Origin of the sequence: Pantoea sp. JZ29, assembly GCF_035190385.1 — a bacterium.
In the GTDB taxonomy this organism is placed as follows: domain Bacteria; phylum Pseudomonadota; class Gammaproteobacteria; order Enterobacterales; family Enterobacteriaceae; genus Pantoea; species Pantoea stewartii.
In genome coordinates this window covers 730,446-745,590 of record NZ_CP045241.1, presented here as the reverse complement: position 1 = coordinate 745,590, position 15,145 = coordinate 730,446, and the positions used below count along the sequence as shown (strand labels likewise).

15 protein-coding genes are annotated in these 15,145 nt (G+C 56.8%); 6 read left to right on the top strand and 9 right to left on the bottom strand.

Going from position 1 to position 15,145, the window contains the following annotated elements; genetic code table 11:
• Window position 1: 1 nt before the first annotated feature.
• The 7 genes from GC090_RS03615 to GC090_RS03585 form a co-directional block, all read right to left on the bottom strand.
• The gene (locus GC090_RS03615) at window positions 2-796 is read right to left on the bottom strand and encodes an amino acid ABC transporter ATP-binding protein (protein WP_006118146.1); all 795 of its coding nucleotides are present in this window, start codon (window positions 794-796) and stop codon (window positions 2-4) included.
• The gene (locus tag GC090_RS03610) at window positions 780-1,706 is read right to left on the bottom strand and encodes an amino acid ABC transporter permease (protein WP_058708812.1); all 927 of its coding nucleotides are present in this window, start codon (window positions 1,704-1,706) and stop codon (window positions 780-782) included. The genes GC090_RS03615 and GC090_RS03610 overlap by 17 nt, the downstream gene beginning before the upstream one ends.
• Window positions 1,707-1,715: 9 nt before the next feature.
• Window positions 1,716-2,228, bottom strand: a complete 513-nt coding sequence (locus tag GC090_RS03605; protein ID WP_006118148.1) for a GNAT family N-acetyltransferase — start codon at window positions 2,226-2,228, stop codon at window positions 1,716-1,718.
• Window positions 2,229-2,238: 10 nt separating this feature from the next.
• Complete coding sequence (locus GC090_RS03600) at window positions 2,239-3,177, bottom strand: ABC transporter substrate-binding protein (RefSeq protein ID WP_205950752.1); 939 nt, start codon at window positions 3,175-3,177, stop codon at window positions 2,239-2,241.
• 11 nt (window positions 3,178-3,188) lie between these two features.
• On the bottom strand, window positions 3,189-4,502 hold the full coding sequence (locus GC090_RS03595) for an LLM class flavin-dependent oxidoreductase (protein ID WP_324020876.1): 1,314 nt from the start codon (window positions 4,500-4,502) through the stop codon (window positions 3,189-3,191).
• Between the two features lie 77 nt (window positions 4,503-4,579).
• On the bottom strand, window positions 4,580-5,734 hold the full coding sequence (locus GC090_RS03590) for an amidohydrolase (RefSeq protein WP_081316784.1): 1,155 nt from the start codon (window positions 5,732-5,734) through the stop codon (window positions 4,580-4,582).
• Window positions 5,735-5,749: 15 nt separating this feature from the next.
• Entirely contained in the window at window positions 5,750-6,751 is a 1,002-nt protein-coding gene (locus GC090_RS03585; RefSeq protein ID WP_324020874.1) for an LLM class flavin-dependent oxidoreductase, read from the bottom strand.
• Window positions 6,752-7,054: 303 nt separating this feature from the next.
• Here GC090_RS03585 and GC090_RS03580 point away from each other — a divergent pair, with 303 nt between their 5' ends.
• From GC090_RS03580 to GC090_RS03570, 3 genes are all read left to right on the top strand, one after another.
• Window positions 7,055-7,324, top strand: a complete 270-nt coding sequence (locus tag GC090_RS03580; protein WP_324020872.1) for a hypothetical protein — start codon at window positions 7,055-7,057, stop codon at window positions 7,322-7,324.
• A 55-nt stretch (window positions 7,325-7,379) separates the two neighbouring features.
• Window positions 7,380-8,540 (top strand): amidohydrolase, encoded by a 1,161-nt coding sequence (locus GC090_RS03575; protein WP_162285900.1) that lies wholly within the window; start codon window positions 7,380-7,382, stop codon window positions 8,538-8,540.
• Between the two features lie 78 nt (window positions 8,541-8,618).
• Entirely contained in the window at window positions 8,619-9,101 is a 483-nt protein-coding gene (locus tag GC090_RS03570; RefSeq protein ID WP_006118156.1) for a YlaC family protein, read from the top strand.
• Here the strand turns inward: GC090_RS03570 and GC090_RS03565 are convergent.
• Together GC090_RS03565 and GC090_RS03560 are read right to left on the bottom strand one after the other, a co-directional pair.
• The gene (locus GC090_RS03565) at window positions 9,098-10,504 is read right to left on the bottom strand and encodes an aminotransferase-like domain-containing protein (RefSeq protein WP_054633191.1); all 1,407 of its coding nucleotides are present in this window, start codon (window positions 10,502-10,504) and stop codon (window positions 9,098-9,100) included. The two genes, GC090_RS03570 and GC090_RS03565, sit on opposite strands and share 4 nt — an antisense overlap.
• A 72-nt stretch (window positions 10,505-10,576) precedes the next feature.
• Window positions 10,577-12,673 (bottom strand): putative bifunctional diguanylate cyclase/phosphodiesterase, encoded by a 2,097-nt coding sequence (locus tag GC090_RS03560; RefSeq protein ID WP_006118157.1) that lies wholly within the window; start codon window positions 12,671-12,673, stop codon window positions 10,577-10,579.
• Window positions 12,674-13,311: 638 nt separating this feature from the next.
• On the opposite strand from GC090_RS03560, the gene GC090_RS03555 reads away from it, so the two are divergent.
• The 3 genes from GC090_RS03555 to GC090_RS03545 are packed head-to-tail and all read left to right on the top strand — an operon-like array spanning window position 13,312 to window position 15,141.
• Window positions 13,312-13,878: a spore coat protein U domain-containing protein gene (locus GC090_RS03555; protein ID WP_006118158.1), complete on the top strand. Its 567-nt coding sequence runs from the start codon at window positions 13,312-13,314 to the stop codon at window positions 13,876-13,878.
• 24 nt (window positions 13,879-13,902) lie between these two features.
• Window positions 13,903-14,424 (top strand): Csu type fimbrial protein, encoded by a 522-nt coding sequence (locus tag GC090_RS03550; protein ID WP_006118159.1) that lies wholly within the window; start codon window positions 13,903-13,905, stop codon window positions 14,422-14,424.
• An 18-nt stretch (window positions 14,425-14,442) separates the two neighbouring features.
• Entirely contained in the window at window positions 14,443-15,141 is a 699-nt protein-coding gene (locus GC090_RS03545; RefSeq protein ID WP_006118160.1) for a fimbrial biogenesis chaperone, read from the top strand.
• The last annotated feature ends 4 nt before the right edge of the window (window positions 15,142-15,145 follow it).

Genomic DNA, 15,145 nt, shown 5'->3' with positions numbered 1-15,145 from the left:
CTTATAATACGCGTGCCAGAAAGCGGCGGGTGCGTTCATGACGTGGATGGTTTAGCACCTGGGCACTGCTGCCCTGCTCGACAATTTTCCCGTCCACCATAAACACCACGTTGTCGGCAACTTCACGGGCAAAGCCAACCTCGTGCGTCACGATAACCAGGGTGGTGCCGGAGCGGGCCAGTTTTTTAATCACATCCAGCACCTCGCCTACCAGTTCAGGATCCAGCGCGGAAGTCGGCTCATCAAACAACATGACACGGGGTTGCAGCATCAGGGCCCGGGCAATCGCAATGCGTTGTTGCTGACCGCCCGACAGATGACGCGGCCAGGCATCCGCTTTATGGCGCAGGCCGACCGTTTCCAGTAGCTCGCCAGCCCGGATGATCGCCTCACGTTTTGAGAGCTGCCGGTGCGCTATCGGCGCTTCGATTAAATTTTCCAGCACCGTGAGATGAGGAAACAAATTGAAGTTCTGAAAAACATAGCCAACGTTGACGCGCTGGCGCAGTATCGCTCGCGCCTTCAGTTCATAGAGTGTATTTCCCCGACGCTGATAACCGATGTACTCACCGTCGATCTGAATAAAGCCTTCGTCCACGCGTTCCAGATGGTTGATGGTGCGCAGCAGGGTCGACTTTCCTGAACCGGATGGCCCCAGAATCACCGTCACAGAACCGGGTTCAAGTTCCAGCGAGACGTCGTCCAGCGCCTTGAGCTTGCCGAAACGTTTGCTGACCCCGGTAATGCTGATGGCCCCGGTACGTTGCGCTACGCGGTAATCAATGGCTTCGGACATGGCTGATCTCCTCAACAGGATTGAGCGGTGTGACGCGGCTGCGCCATTGTCGCCAGCGCGACGGTTGGGGTTCACGGCTGACGCTACGCGCCAGCCAGCGTTCGACGCTGTGCTGAATCAGTGACAGAACGGTGGTGATAATCAGATACCAGGCCGCACCGACCATGAGTAAGGGGATCACCTCCTGGTTGCGGTTGTAGATCATCTGAATGGTGTAAAACAGTTCCGGCATCGCCAGCACATAGACCATTGCCGTGCCCTTCGCGAGGCTGATAATTTCGTTAAAGGCCGTGGGAATAATGGCGCGTAGGGCCTGGGGCAGAATAATGCGGAAGGTGCGCCGCGTGGCAGACAGCCCGAGTGCGGAAGCCGCTTCCACCTGACCGTGATCAACGCCCAGAAAACCACCCCGGATGATCTCTGCACTGTAGGCCGCCTGGACCAGGGTCAGGCCAATGACGGCCGCCGGAAACTGCCCCAGCACGTTAATCGTCTGAAAATGGCCCCAGGACAGCGTGGTAAAAGGCACGCCAATGGACAGCGTGTCGTAGAGATAAGAGAAGTTATAGAGAATGATCAGCACCACGATAAGCGGCAGCGATCGAAACAGCCAGATGTATCCCCACGCCAGGCTGCTTAACAGCCAGGACGACGACAGCCGCGCCAGCGCCAGTAGCCCGCCTAAAAGCAGGCTGAATACCGTGCCCAACAGCGTTAGCAGCAGCGTTTGCCCCAGACCATGCAGAATGACGGGATCAAAGAACCAGCGGGCAAACACGCCCCATTCCCAGCGTGGATTAAACGCGACCGACTGCACCACGCCTGCCAGGATAAACAGCGCGACCACCGCGCCCAGCGTGCGGGCAGGATAACGGGCAGGCACGACATGTAAATGTTGATGAGAGTTCATACTGACTCCTTAACTTGCCTGCACAACGCTGTGCACGCCAATCACTTTGATAAACCGTAAGCGGCCATCGTGCGGTGGCTGCCCGTAACGCTCCAGATCGCCACTCAGATCGAACTGCGGCTCATAGCCGTGGCCGGTATATAAGCGAACGGCCTCGGGCTGCCGGAAACCGGTAGTCAGAAACAGCCGTTGATAACCGGCGCGCAGGGCCCGTCGCTCCAGCTCTTTCAGCACCACCAGGGCTAACCCCTGTCGCCGGAGATCGCCACGCGTCCAGATTCGCTTCAGCTCTGCCGTCTGCGCGTCGTAAGGTTTGTACGCCCCCATCGCGATAATCTCCTTGTCGCGCTCCAGCACGATGAATAAGCCGTGCGGCGGCAGATACCATTCGGTTTTTTCCTGCTCCTTGTGGCGGCTGAAGTAATCGCCATAGCGGGCCGCATATTCACCAAATAAGCCGGTGAGAATGGGCTCTAACTCTGGTGCATCAGGTGACAGTTCACGGAATTGCTGTTGACTCATCGTGTGCGCCTCAGTCACCCAGACCGGGTGGATTAATTTCGGAATGGTCGATGCGTTCAACGCCTTCGCCCCAGCGATCCAGTACCTTCTGGTAAGCGCCATTTTGAATGACGCCGTTCAGCGCCGTACTGACAGGTTGCGCTAAGCCGCTGCCTTTCTTCACCGTCACGGCGATATGCGCCGCCTTGGGCCAGCCGCCATCCACACTGCCGACCAGACGAGTCTTACCGTTGAGCGCGGCTTTCCAGGCGCCAATCACGTTAGGGCCAAAATAGGCATCTGCACGTCCGGCCTGCAGCGCCAGCGTCTGTGCCGCATCGTCTTTGGTATAAATGGGTGTAAACGGTTTAAGCCCTTTGGCCTGATTTTGTTTGTCCCAGGCCAGTAAAATGGCCTCCTGATTGGTCCCGGAACCGACAATGATGCGCAGCCCGGCGATATCGTCGGCTTGAGTGAGTGATTTAATCGGGCTGCTGGTTTTTACGTAGAACCCCAGCGAATCTTTGCGGTAGGTAGCAAAATCGAATTTCGCTTTGCGCGCCTTCGTCACGGTGATGTTGGTAATGGCGGCATCATATTTTCCGGACGCCACGCCCAGCGGCCAGTCCTCCCACGAGGTGGGCACCACGTTGAGCTTTAACCCCAGGCTGTCTGCGACCAGTCGCGCGATATCGACTTCGCTCCCCAACAACGTGGTATTGTCGTCCGAGAAAACGGTGAGCGGCGGCGAGTTCAGGGCCGCCACCGCCACCGTGAACGAACCCGGCACAGCAAAGTGGTAACCGGCGGGCAACTGTGCGATGGCCTGCGCATTCTTTACGGTATGGACAGGCGTTTTATTGGCTTCAAGACTGACGCGCTGCCCATTTACCGCGACGCTGGTGCTTTCCGCCTGGCTGGTAGCGCTGGCCGTCAGCAGCATCAGCGCCATCAGCATTTTTTTCTGCATAGCAAAGGTCCTTATTGCAAAGTGAACTGATTGACCGGCTTGGGCAAGGCGAAGCTGCCACGCAGTGTGCGCCCCGGATACTCACGTCTTGTCAGGCCACGCGCCTGCAAAACAGGCACCACTTCATCAACAAAGCGCTCAAACGTATCCGGCGTACCGCCATTGATGATGAAACCGTCTGCAGCCCCGCTCTCAAACCATGCCTGCAGGCCGTCGGCAACCTGCGCTGGCGTGCCATGAAACAGCGGCCGTGGCGTGGCGGCTTCCAGTGCCGCCTGGCGCAGTGAATGTCCCTGTTCACGGGCTTTGCGTTTAATTTCGTCGGTGGTGCTGCGGAAACTGTTCTGGCCAATGTCGCCAACGTCGGGGAACGGCGCATCGAGCGGATACTGGGAGAAGTCATGGTGATCGAAGAAGCGGCCGAGATAATTCAGCGCATCATCAATCGAGACCAGCGCAGCGGTAGTTTGATACTGCTGCTCCACATCCTCTGCATCGCGACCCACAATGACGCTGACGCCCTGAAAGATATGCAAATCGTCCGGTTGCCGTCCGTTTTTCACCAGCTGCTGCTTCACATCCCGGTAAAAGGCCTGGGCTTCTTCCCGCGTCGGCTGGTGCGTAAAGATGGCATCGGCATGTCGCGCCGCCAGCTTTTTACCGTCGTCAGACGCGCCGGCCTGGAAAATGACAGGCCGTCCCTGCGGCGTGCGTGAAATATTGAGCGGCCCCTGTACCTGAAAGAAATCGCCGTGATGATGCAGTGTGTGTAGTTTGGCGGGATCGAAGAACTGGCCACTCTCTTTGTTGCGAACGAAGGCATCCTCTTCCCATGAATCCCACAGCCCTTTCACTACCTGAAGGTATTCGTCGGCAATGCGGTAACGCAAAGCGTGTTCCGGGTGCTGCTGGCGGGAAAAGTTTTTTGCCGACCCTTCGAGTGGCGAAGTGACGACGTTCCAGCCCGCGCGGCCACCGCTCAGATGATCCAGGCTGGCGAACTGGCGCGCCACGGTAAAAGGTTCGCTATAGGAAGTGGAGACCGTGCCCACCAGCCCTAAATGTTCCGTAACGCCGGCCAGCGCCGAGAGCAGCGTTAAAGGTTCAAAACGGTTCAGGAAGTGAGGAATCGATTTTTCATTGATAAACAGACCATCGGCGACAAACAGAAAGTCCAGTTTGCCCTGCTCGGCTTTACGCGCGATTTTTTTGGCATAGTCGAAGCTGATGCTGGCATCCGCCTGAGCGGCCGGGTGGCGCCAGGCGGACATGTTACCCGAGGCACCGTGCAACAGGGTACCCAGTCTAAGCTGTCTTGTGGTCATGATTACTCTCTTTTTTCTGCGTCACAATGCCAGGCGGTTGTCCGCGACAAGCCGCACAGGTCGTCAGGAAGTGGAACTTAATTCAGGGCGGGTTCACGACATCGGTCATGAAGATGGCGCAGGGCCTGCTGCGCGAGTTGAGCAAAGTAGTGGGCAGCGGGCGCGATCGACGCTTCATCGGGTGTAAAACCGGCATGGTGCAGACCAAAGTCGCTGCCGCTGCCGATGCTGACAAAGGCACCGGGCACCTGCTGCAGGTAGAAGGCAAAGTCTTCTCCCCCCAGATGCAGGTCAGCCGTCTGTACCCGATAGCCGACATCGTGCGCTACTTCGCTGGTAAACTGCGCCCACTGCGCATCATTGATCAGCACAGGCGGTCCGGCGTGCCAGCTCAGACTGGCCTGCGCGCCGCTGGCCCGGGCGATGTGCTCCACCAGCGTGCGCACACGGTCTTCCAGTTCGGCACGGCGTTGCAGGTCGTGGGTGCGGGCAGTGCCGCCAAATTCCACAGAACCCGGCAATACATTCCAGGTTTTGCCGCCATCAATGCGGGTCACGCTGAGCACCAGGCTGTCGAGCGTATTGAAGCTGCGACTGGTCAGCGTCTGAAGAGCCTGAATAATCTGGCTGGCCACCACAATGGCATCCACGCCCTGCTCAGGATGCGCCGCATGCGCGCCTTTGCCGGTAACCTGAATGACGAACTTGTCTGCATTGGCATAAAACGCACCGCTGCGCGTGGCAAAGGTGCCGCTCGGCAGGCCCGGCTCGTTATGCATGCCAAAAATTGCCTGAACGCCCTCCAGCACGCCGGCCTCAATAAACTGTCTGGCACCGCGTGCGATCTCTTCGGCGGGCTGAAATAAAATACGTACCCGTCCTGGTAGTTGATGCGCCCTTGTCTGCAGCTCAAGTGCAGCGCCCAGCATGACGGCAGTATGGAGATCGTGACCGCAGGCATGCATGACGCCGGGCTGACGGGAATGAAAACTGACGCCGCTGGCTTCATGGATTGGCAACGCGTCAATATCGGCACGCAGTGCGATCAGATTTTCACCCTGGCCGATTTCCGCCACCACGCCGGTTGCCAGTGGGTAATCCAGTAAGCGAACCCCGGCGGCCTGGAGCCACTGGCGAAGGCGCGCGGTGGTGGCAAATTCCTGACCGGAAAGTTCGGGCCAGGTATGCAGTTCACGTCGCCATTCAATTAGCTGTGCTTCGTTCAGACTCATCATGACCTCGGCGATTCAGGCAGCGACCCATTGATGGGTTGCCAGTAATTCCAGAGACCGGTATCGGGCGCGCGCATCGGCAACCGGCGTGTCGATAACGAATTCATCAATGCTGAAGTTCTGATGCAGCGCGTCAAGCTGCGCGTGAACCTGTGAGGCCGTGCCTTTCAGCAGCGAGGGCGTGCGCGGCTCAATCAGGTAGTCCGTGAATCCACCCTGACGGACATAACGTTCGGCCTGTTCCAGACTGGCAACATTGACGCCCGGCCCGTCTTTAACCTGGACATGGAACTGTTTGAGCCCCGCGACCAGCAGATCGGCCTGGGCGGGAGAATCCGCCACCACAACCTGTACCGCCACCAGTGCCCGCTTGCCGCGGGTCAGATGTGAATAGGTCTTCAGTGCACGCTCAAGTAACGGGCGATCACCATTGATGTGAGCGGCAAAGACAAACTGCCAGCCCAGCTCTGCCGCCAGCTGTGCGCTCTGTTCACTGCCACCCAACAAAAAACGCTGCGCCGGGCGCGCCGGTATCGGCGTGGCGCGTAACGTTTCGTCCTTATTCTCTTGCGCCGCGCCGGGTGCCAGCCAGTGTGCTAACTGGCGCAGTTGTTCCGCAAAGCTGCCTTTTTCATCCTGATGCACACCGCGCTGCAGCGCCCGGGTGGAAAGCGGCAGGCCGCCCGGTGCTTTACCAATACCCAGATCGATACGTCCGGGGGCCAGCGAGGCCAGTAGATTGAAATTTTCTGCCACTTTGTAAGGGCTGTAGTGCTGCAGCATTACGCCACCCGATCCCAGCCGGATGCGCGTCGTTTGTGCCGCAATCCAGGCGATTAACACTTCGGGCGACGGACTCGCCAGCTGTTCAATGTTGTGATGCTCAGCCAGCCAGAAGCGGTGATAGCCCCATTTCTCGGCCTGTTGCGCCAGCCGCAGCGTACGTTGCAGGGCCGCGCCGGGCGATTCCCCTTCCGCCACGGGCGCTTTATCTAACAGACTTAACTGATATGCCATTCACCTGCCCTCGCTTATTTCCTTTGAAAGCTAGTGTGGCGAGAACGTTATATTTCGTAAAACAACAATTATGAGAATATGAAGTTAAAAAACGGCAATAGAATTTAAAAGAATAAAAAAAGCAGAGAGTAACGTTATTTCCGCCTCCCTGTTTAGACGACCTGTGGAAATAAACCCGGCAACATATCTCAGGCATTTGCGTATTTTCACTAAGCTTTGCGCTATTCCTTATTTTATCTGTCAGACAGAACGTTTAATGATGAAACCATTGTAAAAACACCGCGTTTCAAGAGGAAGATAAGGATGAATAACATCATTGGCCTGATACGGGAAAACGTTCTGAAGCCGGATGGGTTTTCAAAAAAAAGACTGTCGGCTATCCCGCCTGCCCTGCCAGACCGCGCATCTAATCAGACGTATTCTGACAGCGGTTCATGCCTGAATAATATTCCTGCCCCTGAGACGCGTGAAAAGAACAACGTGCAGCAAGCCTTTATCCAAACGCCATTATCGCGGAACGACAGTGCCCTTACGGTATTACCGGATTATCGCTGGCAGCCCAATCATATTTAAAGACAACGCGGCCCCTTTTGCTGACCGGGTCTCAGTCTGTGTTATCAGGAGAATCATGACTTCTTTAACGGAAAAACTGGTGCAGTGGCGGCGTGAACTGCATCAGCATCCCGAGCTCTCTCATCAGGAGTTTGCGACCACGGAACGTCTTACCCGTTGGTTACAGCAGGCGGATATTCGTCTGTTGCCCCTGCCGTTAACGACAGGTGTGGTGGTGGAGATTGGTCAGGGCGAGCCGCTGATTGCTTTTCGCGCCGACATTGACGCCCTTCCCATTGACGAGGCGGTGAACGTGCCCTGGAAATCTCAGCGGCCCGGCGTCATGCACGCCTGCGGACATGATATCCATACGTCAGTCATGCTTGGCGTTGCGCATCAGCTGAAACAGCAGGAAGCCGCCCTGCCTGGCCGGGTACGCATTCTTTTTCAACCCGCAGAAGAAACGTTCGACGGTGCCAGACAGCTGATTGATGCCGGTGCACTGACGGGCGTACAGGCTATTTTTGGTCTGCATAACGCGCCGGATTTGCCGCTGGGTACGCTGCGCACCCGCCCCGGCGCGTTTTACGCCAATGTTGACCGCTTTACCATTCGGGTGCTGGGTAAAGGTGCGCATGCCGCCCGACCGCAGGAAGGCATTGATGCCATCGTGATCGCCAGTCATATCGTTTCGGCACTGCAAACCCTACCGGCTCGCGTCTTTAGCGCGCTGGACACGGTGGTGTTAAGCGTCACCCGCTTTACCGCCGGCAATACCTGGAATGTGCTGCCAGAGCAGGTGGAACTGGAAGGTACGGTACGTACGCACAATGCGACCATACGTGAGCACATGCCTGAACGCATGACCGCGCTGATTCAGGGCATCGCGTCGGGCTTTGGCGCGCACGCTGAACTGGCGTGGATAACGGGACCGCCTGCGCTGCTGAATACCCCGGAATGGGCCGACTTTGCCCTGCAACAGGCTGCCCAGAGCGGTTATCGCGCCGAACGGGCTGAAGTACCGCTGATGGGAGGTGAGGATTTTGCCTTTTACCTGCAGCAGGTGCCGGGGGCATTTGTCAGTATTGGCAGTGCCAGTGAATCGGGGCTTCATCATCCGGCCTTTAATCCTGACGAAGCGCTGATGGGACCGGCTGTCGACTATTTTAGTCAGTTGGCTCCGCACGCCCTACGCCGGATTGCGGCGCGCAAGGAGGCATTGGCGCAACTGTTATAGAAAAACGGGCGTAATCTGTGTCTGAACAAGTTGACTGTTATCTGTTCTAATCGCTATCAGTTGAAAGTGAGGGGAACGATGGACGCCATTAAACAGATCTTAATCGACGAAATTAATACGCTAAACCGTGAAGGACGCCGCGATAATTTGCCGCGTTTCAGCTTCTCGTTTTTAAAAACCCATCCCGGACTGTGGGCAGTGATGTACCTGTGCTATGGCCTGTGCGTCGCGCTGATTTTTTCCACGGATATGCTGGGCTGGCCCGCGTTCTGGTTTGCAACAGCATTTGTGCTGGTGATGAGCTTTCTGATGTTGCTGGACATCAATCCTAAATACCGTTTTGAGGATATTGATGCTCTGGATCTGCGGGTTTGCTACAACGGCGAATGGTATTACGTGGAGCCCGTCCCTGAACAGGCGGTCTCCCGCATTCTGTCACTGCCGGATGCGCCAGAGCGTGTGAAAAGCGGCATTACCCGTTTGCTGAAGCAGAAAGGTGAAGTGGACTTTTACGATGTGTATTACCTGACCTGGGGACATCGTCAGGCCGCTCAGGTTTAATCCTGCGCCATCTCTGCCATTAACCTGCCCAGCGTGACCACCGCCGCCTCGGCCCGCGTATCCCACGGCCAGGCGGTGTTAAGCCGAAAACAGTGACTGAACTGTTCGCCTGCGGCAAACATCTGTCCCGGTGCAATACTGATCCCTTCTGCCAGCGCACGCTGATACAGCTGTGTGGTATTAATACTGTCTGGCAACGTCACCCATAAAAAATAGCCCCCCGCCGCGTCACTGACCGTTGACTGCGCAGGCAGCACCTTTATCAGGGCCTGGCGCGCCAGTTGCTGACGCTTAGCCAGACTTTGCCGCAGCCGTTTCAGGTGATTATCGTAACGTCGGGTCGCCAGGAAATCGGCTAACGCTAACTGCATCGGCGCGCTGGTCGAGAGTGTGCTCATCAGTTGCAGGCGCTGAATTCGCTGCGCATGCCGCCCGGCCGCGACCCAACCGACACGGAACCCCGCCACCAGCGATTTCGAAAAGGAACCGCAGTGCAGCACATTCCCCTGGCTGTCCCAGGCTTTAGCGGGCAACGGCGGTGTGCTGTTGTCGTCCCATAGCTCTGCGTAGACATCATCTTCAATCAATGGCACCTGATAGCGTTCCAGCAGGGCAACCAGTTGCGCTTTACGCGCCGGCGTTAAGGTCACGCCGAGGGGATTTTGCAGCGTGGTCATTAACCAACAGGCTTTAACCGGCCAGCGCTGAAGCGCGTCTTCAAGCTGTTGCAGGTCGATGCCGTGCTGGGTATCGCTCGGGATCGCCAGCGCCTTGAGCTTAAGGCGCTCAATGGCCTGCAGGGCACCATAAAAACTGGGCTGTTCGATCACCACATAGTCACCCGGTTCAGTGAGCGATTGCAGGCTGAGGTTCAGGGCTTCCAGTGCGCCGCTGGTTATCACGATTTCGTCGGGCGACAAAGTGATGCCCTGGCGGGCATAGCGCTGAGCCAGGAGCTGGCGCAATGTCGCGTTGCCCGGCGGCAGGTTATGCAGCGCATCCGTGGGCGTGAGCTGATGCGAGACATTTGCCAGCGAACGCATCAGCGGACGTTGCGGGAACAGCGCCGGATCGGGAAAAGCTGAGCCAAACGGCACAATAGCGGGATCGCGCGAGGCCTGTAACACATCGAACACGAAGTCATTAATATCGACCCGTTCGCTGATGGCAACGCTGAGCGGCGCGGCGGCAAGGGCACGGGGCGCGACGTAATAGCCTGACTGCGGACGCGAAACGATCCAGCCCTGACTTTCCAGCAGTTCGTAGGCGTGCAGCACCGTCATCAGGCTCAGCCCCTGACGCGCGACCTGCTGGCGCAGCGACGGGAGCCGGGTACCCGGCGGCCAGATACCGGCTTCTATTTGCTGCTGAATGTCATCCATTAATCGCTGATATTTCGCCACGGCCTGTCGCTCCTGATGCAGAGGCGTCACTTTATCATGTTGATCAGCGCTAACAAAAATCCCTGGCGGGCCTTACACTTCCAGTGCGGCAGGCTCAGTAGCGTGCGGGCCGACAAACTCCTTCAGCTCATCGATCCGATCGGGTGGCAGCGGTTTGCCAAGCAAATAGCCCTGCAGCGTATTACAGCCAAGCTGGGTCAGAAACGCTTGCTGTTCCGACGTTTCCACGCCCTCTGCCACGACCTTTAACTGCAATGACTGCGCCAGCGCCACAATGGCCGACACAATGGTGGCATCTTCAGAATGATGCTCCAGTTCGTTGACGAAGGCGCGGTCAATTTTCAGCTCACTTGCAGGCAGGCGTTTAAGATACAACAGGCTGGAATAGCCGGTACCAAAATCATCAATCGAGGCTTTCACGCCCAACTGCGTCAGTTCGGTCAGAATCCGCACGCTTTCATCGGGATTACGCATGGCGGTGGTTTCGGTCACCTCCAGCGTCAACAGCTCCGCCGGAATCTGGTGTGTCGCCAGTGCCAGCTTGACGGTGTCGATCAGATTGCTTTGCTCAAACTGCAGCGCCGACAGGTTGACCGCGACTGACCACGTCTGATGGCCCTGCAGGTGCCACTGATGCAGCTGGCGACAGGCTTCGTTAATGACCCATCCCCCAATATTCACAATCATGCCGGTTTTTTCCGCTATCGGCAGAAAGCGATCCGGCGACAGCAGGCCATGCTGGGGATGCTGCCAGCGCAGTAGCGCTTCGAAGCCCAGAATCGGGCCGTGCGGTGCGCAGTACTTGGGTTGATAAAACAGGCGCAGTTCATCATTGTCCAGCGCATGCCAGAGGTCGTTGTTCAACTGTAACTGGCTCTGTGCCAGCAGATTCATAGAAGGCTGGAAAAAGGTGTAACCGTTTCGGCCATTGTTTTTGGTGTGGTACATCGCGGCATCGGCATTAAACATCAGCTCGCGCTCATCCTCGCCATCACCGGGATAGACAACAATGCCAATGCTCAGTGACACCACCAGATCGTAACGCGAAATGGGGAACGGGCGGTCAACGGCCTTAACCAGCTGATCGGCGACCGCCGCCGCATCATTCGGCTCGGTAATTTCAATCAGCAGTACAAACTCGTCGCCGCCCAGACGTGCCAGCGTGTAGTAGCCTTTCATCTGGTCACTCATTCTTTTGGTGACGCTGATCAACAGGCTGTCACCGATGTGGTGACCAAAGGCATCGTTTACGGCCTTGAAGCCATCAAGGTCCATAAACATCAGCGCAAACTGCGTGCTTTCACGATTCGCTTTATTGATGGCCTGCTCAAGGCGATCTTCGAGCAGAATACGGTTTGGCAACCGGGTCAGGTTGTCGTGCAGCGCCAGTTGTGCCAGCTCACGGTTGGCTTCAGCCAGCGAGCTGGCCAGGATCGAGGTGCGCGCCTGCATACGGGCATCCAGCATGGAAACCAGCAGCGTAATCCCCAGTATGGCGAGGGTTACTACCGTGACGACAATCGCCAGCCAGTTGCTGTTGACGCCGGATGACATCGTGTGGCTTCCCATCGGGAACTCCGCCGCCATCATGCCGGTATAGTGCATGCCGGCAATCGCGGCCCCCATTACGATAGAGGCACACAGCCGCAAGGCGGCAATTCGCCCCTGTGGGCCTTCGCGCAGTTTAAAAGCCAGCCACAGTGCGGCCACCGAGGCCACAAGGGCAACAATGACTGAAGCCGCGACCCAGCCCCAGTTCCAGCGAATACCCGGTGAAAGCATCAGCGCGGCCATGCCGGTGTAGTGCATCGCGACAATGCCGCAGCCCAGGACAATCGCGCCGCCCAGCAAGCGGAACAGCGGCAGGTTGCCCTGGCAAACCAGCCACAAGGCGAAGATGGATGCGCACACCGCAATGCCGGCGGACAGCGCCGTCAGCGAGGCGTCGTAACTCATCATCATGTTCAGGTCCATGGACAGCATGCCAATGAAGTGCATGGCCCAAATCCCTATCCCCATGGCAAAGCCACCGCCAAAGAGCCACGCCAGGGCCACTTTACCGGTTGAGGTCGCAACCCGTCCCGCCATATCCAGCGCGGTGAATGAAGCCAGCATCGCCACTAAGACCGAAATGACGACAATGAATGAGTTGTATGAGGCCACTAACATAGTGATTTCCGAATAGCGCCGAACACGCCGCTGTTAAAGAGATGATGGAAAGGAATTTTCGCCTTGTTACCCTTTTATCGGCGCGGGAAACGACTAAATTAGGCTTTTTTAATAGCGCTTTCCGATACCTGCAAGCGTCCGGCTCAATCAATTCTTTTAGCTGGCATATGAGCCGCCGTTTTGCTGCCTGACCACAACGTTATGCCTGCACTGACGACCTTTACCGCACGGGCAGACAGCAGCTATTCAAAGATAGCGCATCTGCCGCTTTTCAGCCTCACATCCCACATGCGCTTCTTTCTCATACCAAACTGACGGAAACATAACAGCGACACCACAGACAGGCAAAACAGTTCTGCGGCTCTGCGTCTTCAGCCCGTGATCGCCTGTCGATTCGCCGTTGCGGCAGGCAATGTAACAAAATAATAAAAAATTTATCGATGAGTTTCGCCACTTTGCCTGCGCTGATGTATAGTAAAAAAAACTAATATAAATCAGCCCCCCCTTTTTGCTGGGGCGCTGGAGAGAGTGACGGCAGGTTGCTGTTATCTGGCGATTTAATGTTATTTTTTCGAGGTTTTTGCATTATACCATCAGGTGAAAAAGCACTGACCCTAAATAATCAGTAAGGAATGGTTATGAAATTCAAGCTTTTTCTGTTAGCTGCCGGTGTTGCTACCACCCTGCCGTCCGCGACGTTTGCTGCCACTACCACGGGTGCAATTAACGCTACGCTAACATTAACCACGGGATGTCTGGTGAACGGCCAGTCGGCCACCTCTGGCGTCAACTTCGGTTCGTTGAACTTCGGTAGCAGCGCAGCCACCTTTGGTACGTTGAACGCTACGCTGGTCGGCGCGGCAGGTAACGGCATCTATGTGCGCTGTACGACCGGCCAAACGTTTAACGTTCAGGTGACCAGCAGTAACGCAGCACCGGGAACCGTCTACGGTACCGTTTCTTCTGCGCCACGCTACCTGGTGCTGGGCGCCGATAATACTCAAGGCATCGCTTATACCCTCTACAGCGATGCGTCCTTCACGACCGCCATCGCCAACAACACGAATATTGCGCCCAGCGGGACGACCGATCCGACCCTCGGCACCAATTACGCGATCTATGGACGTGTGGTGGGCGGCGGATTTAATCCGGTGATCCCGGCCGGGACTTATACCGACACGATTAACGTCGCCGTGAACTATTAAGTGCCTGTGTTGGCGTAGATGCAGATGACGGTAAGACGGTCACCTGTTTCGTTCACCGCTGGCGGGTTGCTGCTGATCGTGTGTATGAATGGGTGGAGCATTACGACCAGCTCCACAACATTCCAGGTTTCAGCGTCAATCGTGGCAGGTTGCGTGATCTCCGGCACCAATACGGGGATCTTCGGCACGCTCAATTTTGGCACCCAGTCGGGGCTGGCCAGTAGCAGCGTCAGCGCCAGCTATGTACAAAGTTCCACGATTAACCTGGCCTGCACGCCGGGTACGACGCTGAGTATGACCATCAACGGCGGCAGCAATTACACCACGGCCCGTAACCTGAAGCTGGCGAACAATACCAACACGATTCCTTATTACCTCTACAGCAATGCTGCACACACCACGCCGATTCCGGTGAACACAGCCGTGCCATTGAGTTACAGCAACGCGAACAACATTACGTTACCTATTTACGGCTTGCTGCAATTACCCGGTCCGACAAGCGCCGGGGTTTATTCTGACACCCTCAGCGTCACGCTGACCTGGTGATGAAAAAGGAGCTTTACCATGCCATCCCTGCGTGCCCTGTTTTTTCTGTTCGCTTTTCTGGTGTTGCCTCAGGCTCAGGGTGCAAATTCCGTAATGATTTGGCCCATCGATCCGGCCATCGATCCGGAAGATAAGGCCAGTGAACTGTGGCTGGAAAACCGAGGCAATACTACCACGCTGATGCAGGTGCGCATTTTTGCCTGGCAGCAAACGAACAACCAGGAGCAGTATCAGACCCAGCAGCAGATTGTTGCCAGTCCCCCGTTAGTGCGCATTGAACCGGGGCAAAAGCAACTGGTCCGTCTGATTAAACAGATCCCGCCTGCCGCAGGACAGGAGATGGCCTATCGCGTTGTGCTGGATGAAATCCCCACGCCACGTGCCGTTGGCGATAATCAGGCCGGGCTCAATTTTCAGATGCGCTATTCGGTGCCGCTCTTTGTCTATGGCAACGGTCTGGTGCGCGACAATGCAAAACCCGCCCTGAGCTGGCGTCAGGTGAATGCGGGCGGTAAGCGCTACCTGGAACTGACGAATCGCGGTAACGGCCATGCCCGACTCAGCAATGTCACCATTGGTGGCCAGCGGCTCGGCAACGGCCTCTATGGTTATGTGCTGGCGAACAGCACACAGCGCTTTCCGCTCAGATCCGCCGTCAGCGGTGAACTGCGCGCAGAGACCAACACCGGACAGTGGCGCAGCGCCGCGGCGCAGTAAATCG

Bases quoted from the DNA above. Each gene is read 5' to 3' on its own strand.
- GC090_RS03610 (WP_058708812.1), bottom strand. From the start codon at position 1,706: ATGAACTCTCATCAACATTTACATGTCGTGCCTGCCCGTTATCCTGCC.
- GC090_RS03600 (WP_205950752.1), bottom strand. From the start codon at position 3,177: ATGCAGAAAAAAATGCTGATGGCGCTGATGCTGCTGACGGCCAGCGCT.
- GC090_RS03560 (WP_006118157.1), bottom strand. From the start codon at position 12,673: ATGTTAGTGGCCTCATACAACTCATTCATTGTCGTCATTTCGGTCTTA.
- GC090_RS03595 (WP_324020876.1), bottom strand. From the start codon at position 4,502: ATGACCACAAGACAGCTTAGACTGGGTACCCTGTTGCACGGTGCCTCG.
- GC090_RS03615 (WP_006118146.1), bottom strand. From the start codon at position 796: ATGTCCGAAGCCATTGATTACCGCGTAGCGCAACGTACCGGGGCCATC.
- GC090_RS03545 (WP_006118160.1), top strand. From the start codon at position 14,443: ATGCCATCCCTGCGTGCCCTGTTTTTTCTGTTCGCTTTTCTGGTGTTG.
- GC090_RS03580 (WP_324020872.1), top strand. From the start codon at position 7,055: ATGAATAACATCATTGGCCTGATACGGGAAAACGTTCTGAAGCCGGAT.
- GC090_RS03555 (WP_006118158.1), top strand. From the start codon at position 13,312: ATGAAATTCAAGCTTTTTCTGTTAGCTGCCGGTGTTGCTACCACCCTG.
- GC090_RS03570 (WP_006118156.1), top strand. From the start codon at position 8,619: ATGGACGCCATTAAACAGATCTTAATCGACGAAATTAATACGCTAAAC.
- GC090_RS03575 (WP_162285900.1), top strand. From the start codon at position 7,380: ATGACTTCTTTAACGGAAAAACTGGTGCAGTGGCGGCGTGAACTGCAT.
- GC090_RS03550 (WP_006118159.1), top strand. From the start codon at position 13,903: ATGACGGTAAGACGGTCACCTGTTTCGTTCACCGCTGGCGGGTTGCTG.
- GC090_RS03590 (WP_081316784.1), bottom strand. From the start codon at position 5,734: ATGAGTCTGAACGAAGCACAGCTAATTGAATGGCGACGTGAACTGCAT.
- GC090_RS03585 (WP_324020874.1), bottom strand. From the start codon at position 6,751: ATGGCATATCAGTTAAGTCTGTTAGATAAAGCGCCCGTGGCGGAAGGG.
- GC090_RS03605 (WP_006118148.1), bottom strand. From the start codon at position 2,228: ATGAGTCAACAGCAATTCCGTGAACTGTCACCTGATGCACCAGAGTTA.